The following is a 3,808-nucleotide window of genomic DNA, read 5'->3' as shown; positions in this document are numbered from 1 at the left end:
CGGATGGCGTCGATGGCGAAGGGTGATGGGGGGCGGCGATGTGTATCCAAGCGATGGTCATCGCTGTCAGAATCCGGCGTCGTGCCGGGAGGGTGGTCGGAATGGAGTGGGAGCAACCCCATGCGTAGTCGGATCGAGGACGTGGCCGCCGCCGCCGGCGTGTCCATGAAGACCGTGTCGCGGGTGCTCAACAACGAACCCAACGTGCGCGAGGAAATGCGCCAGCGGGTGATGAAGGCGGTCGAGAAGCTGCAGTACCGGCCCAACCTCTCCGCGCGGAGCCTCGCCGGCCAGCGCTCTTACGTGGTCGCCCTGGTATACAACAATCCATCGCGCAACTACCTGATGGAAATCCAGAGCGGCATGCTGGATGCCTGCCGGGACCACCACTACAACCTGGTGCTGGCGCCGGTCGCTTCACCGAAGCAGCGCAAGGCCGACGACCTGAAGGTGGTGTTCGAGCATTTCGCGCCGGATGGCGTGGTGCTCATTCCCCCGCTGACCGACGACCCGGTGGTACTCGCGTTCCTCGAAGAACACCAGGTGCCCTATGCCAGCATCGCGCCCAAGCATCCGGAAGGCAGGATCGGCGTGATGATGGACGAAACCGCGGCGGTACTCGAACTGATGGCCGGCCTGGTGGCGCAGGGTCACCGCCGCATCGCGCACATCAAGGGTCCGCCCGCGCATGGTGCCTGCCAGTGGCGCTACAAGGGCTATCGCGACGCGTTGAAGCAGGCCGGCCTGGCCTACGACGCGGATCTGGTCGTGCAGGGCGCGTTCTCGTTCGAGTCGGGCATCGAGGCGGGCAATGCGCTGCTCGATCTCCAGCAGCCGCCCACGGCGATCTTCGCCGCGAACGACGACATGGCGGCCGGCGTGATCCGCGCCGCCTGCGAGCGCGGCCTGGTGGTGCCGCGCGACATATCCGTCTGCGGCTTCGATGACACGCCCATCGCACGGCACATCTATCCCGCACTCACCACCGTGCGCCAGCCCACCTCCGAGATGGGCAAGCTCGCGACGCTGCAGTTGCTTTCGCGCATCCGCACGGCCGGTGGCGGCGGCATGGTGCACGTCGAGCACGAAGTGCTGTTCCGCGAGTCGACGCAAAGCCCCGCCAGGCGCTGATCCCCGCGTGCCCGTCGCCGTGGCGTGGCTGCGTCGCGGCTCATGCTGCGTGCGTGCGATGGTCGACGCACATGCCATACCAATAGAAAACCTTACGTACGTTCCGGCGGAAATTCTTTCGCTGATCGATGGATGTGTGAGTTTCGAGAAAACGATTTCAGCTGCGTCGCACCATCAATTTCGCAGCTGAAAACAAGGGATTTTTCGCAAAACGAAAGCGGATTTCCGGAAAGTTGACAACGCTGTCAATCGCGCGTCCAATGCGCCCCAATGTAGGGGGAGGCGACAACCTGCGTTCCAGTCCAAGACATCGTTCGTGAATTTCCGGAGAGGGGAAAGTCCATGAAGCAAGTGCAATCCGTTCCAAGAAAGCGGGTGCTGACATCCGCATTGCTGCTGGTCATCGCAGGTCCCGCGTGGGCCCAGCAGTCCGAGCCGCAAGGCACCGCCACGCCGGCGCCGGCCACCGCCGAGCCGACCGAACTCGACACCATCGTCGTCACCGGTATCCGCGCCAGTCTCGAATCGTCGATGAACCTCAAGCGCGATGCGCAGGGCGTCGTCGATGGCATCGTGGCCGAGGACATCGGCAAGTTCCCCGATACCAACCTGGCAGAATCCCTGCAGCGCATCAGTGGCGTGTCGATCGATCGCACGCCCAGCGGCGAGGGCTCGAAGGTCACGGTGCGCGGCATCGGTCCCGATCACAACCTGGTGCTCCTCAACGGCCGCCAGATGCCCGGCGCGCTGTTGAACGGGTTCTCGGCATCCAATTCGCGTGCATTCGATTTCGCCAACCTGGCGTCCGAAGCGGTATCGGCCATCGAGGTCTACAAGACCGGCCTGGCTTCCAATCCGACCGGCGGCATCGGCGCGACGATCAACATCAAGACGGCCCGGCCGCTGGAAAGCGCGCCGCTCCTGAACCTGGGCGTCAAGACCGTCCACGACACGTCCAACGGCAACCTGCCCAAGATCATGCAGGGCGACGACTGGACCGGCGAGATGTCGGGCATCTTCAGCCAGACCTTCGCCGACGGAAAGTTCGGCATCGCCGTCAACGGCAGCTACCAGGAACGCGACAGCGGCTTCAGCCAGGTCGGCGTGACCGCCGGCTGGCGTACCCATTTCGGTGGCGAAGGCGGTTGGGGCGCGATCGCACCCGGCACGCCGGGCAACGACAACCTGCCGGGCCCGACCGATCTGTACTCGGTGCCGCAGAACCTCAACTACAGCGTCAACGGCATCCAGCGCCAGCGCACCAATGGTCAGGTCACGCTGCAGTGGGCGCCGTCGGATCGCATCACCACGACGCTGGACTACACGTACTCCGAAAACAAGATCCAGCAGCGCCGCAACGAGATGTCGGTGTGGTTCAACTTCGTCGGCCAGGAAAGCGCCTGGACCGACGGTCCGGCCGCAGGCCCGGTGTTCTACCGCGAACTCATCCCGTGCACCGGCACGCAGAATCCGAATGGCACCTACGAAGGGTGCAGCGACCTGGCGATGGCGGGCGGCATCAGCGCGACCAAGGCGGAGAACGAGTCGGTCGGCTTCAACGTCGAGTGGGCCGTCTCCGACGCGCTGGACCTGGCGTTCGACTACCACCGCTCCACCGCCGAACTCTCGCCGGACAGCGACTGGGGTTCGCAGGGCAACATCGGTACGGCCGCGTGGATCCGTGGCGATACCACCGTCTACTTCGACGGTGAGCTGCCGATCCTGAACTACACGCTGGCGCCGGGCGTCACCGGTGTCGATCCGTCGCAGGCGCGCGTCACCGGCCGCCAGTTCGTCAACGGCTATTCGCGCGGCGAAGTCGACCAGGGCCAGCTGAGCGGCACCTTCAAGTTCGGCGACTACTCCGACCTCAAGTTCGGCGTGGCCAACACGGAGGTCAAGAACCGTACCGCGTGGGGCATCAACGAAGCGGCCGACTGGGGCGGCATCGGGCTCGCGTCGGACTTCGACGACAGCCTGTGGCAGATCGACGACATGGCGCGTTACTTCGACGCGTTCCCGGGTTACAAGGATCCGCGTTTCAGCAGCCAGTTCCTGGTCTTCGATTACGAACGCATGCGCCAGGCCGTGGGCGAATTCACCGGCAGGCCCGACCTTGCCCGCCGCCCGGACGACTTCAATCGCGCCGACCTGCGGACCACCGAAAAGACCCGCAGCGCCTATCTGCAGTACAGCACCAGCTGGCAGACGCGCATCCCGATCAACCTGGCCGTGGGCGTGCGCTACGAGAAGACCGAGATCGAATCCGCGGCGCAGGTGGACACGCCGGTGCTCGTGCGCTGGGTGGCGGACAACGAGTTCTTCACCGACATGGGCGAGAAGACGTTCACCACCATGACCGGTGAGTACGACTATTTCCTGCCGAGCATCGACACCAGCTTCGAGATCACCGAGGACATGGTGCTGCGCGCCAGCTATGGCCACTCGCTCGGCCGTCCGGGCTGGCAGGACATCCAGGGCGGACAGACCGTCAGCCCGCTGCTGCGCGTCAACGGCGGCAGCGGCAACTCCGGCAATCCCAACCTGAAGCCGCTGCTCTCCAAGAACATCGACCTGTCGTACGAGTGGTACTACGCCGACGCCAGTTACTTCTCGGTGGGCTACTACCGCAAGAACATCTCGAACTACATCGACAGCGGCGCCGGCTCGTTCCAGG

General features: G+C 64.7%; 2 protein-coding genes. Both read left to right on the top strand.

All coding sequences use genetic code 11. The features are described 5' to 3' along the window. The first annotated feature begins 120 nt into the window (after window positions 1-120). The gene (locus AC04L7_RS14200) at window positions 121-1,131 is read left to right on the top strand and encodes a LacI family DNA-binding transcriptional regulator (RefSeq protein ID WP_296279215.1); all 1,011 of its coding nucleotides are present in this window, start codon (window positions 121-123) and stop codon (window positions 1,129-1,131) included. A 342-nt stretch (window positions 1,132-1,473) separates the two neighbouring features. After that, on the top strand, window positions 1,474-3,808 hold a 2,335-nt coding region (locus AC04L7_RS14195; RefSeq protein ID WP_475513243.1), incomplete at its 3' end, for a TonB-dependent receptor.

The sequence above is a fragment of the Pseudoxanthomonas sp. LjRoot204_2 genome (assembly GCF_056175765.1).
Note: the sequence above shows the minus strand (reverse complement) of the source record. Positions and strands in the feature narration are given on the sequence as shown.

Excerpts from the sequence above, each read along its gene's own strand:
- AC04L7_RS14200 (WP_296279215.1), top strand. The coding sequence starts at position 121 with ATGCGTAGTCGGATCGAGGACGTGGCCGCCGCCGCCGGCGTGTCCATG.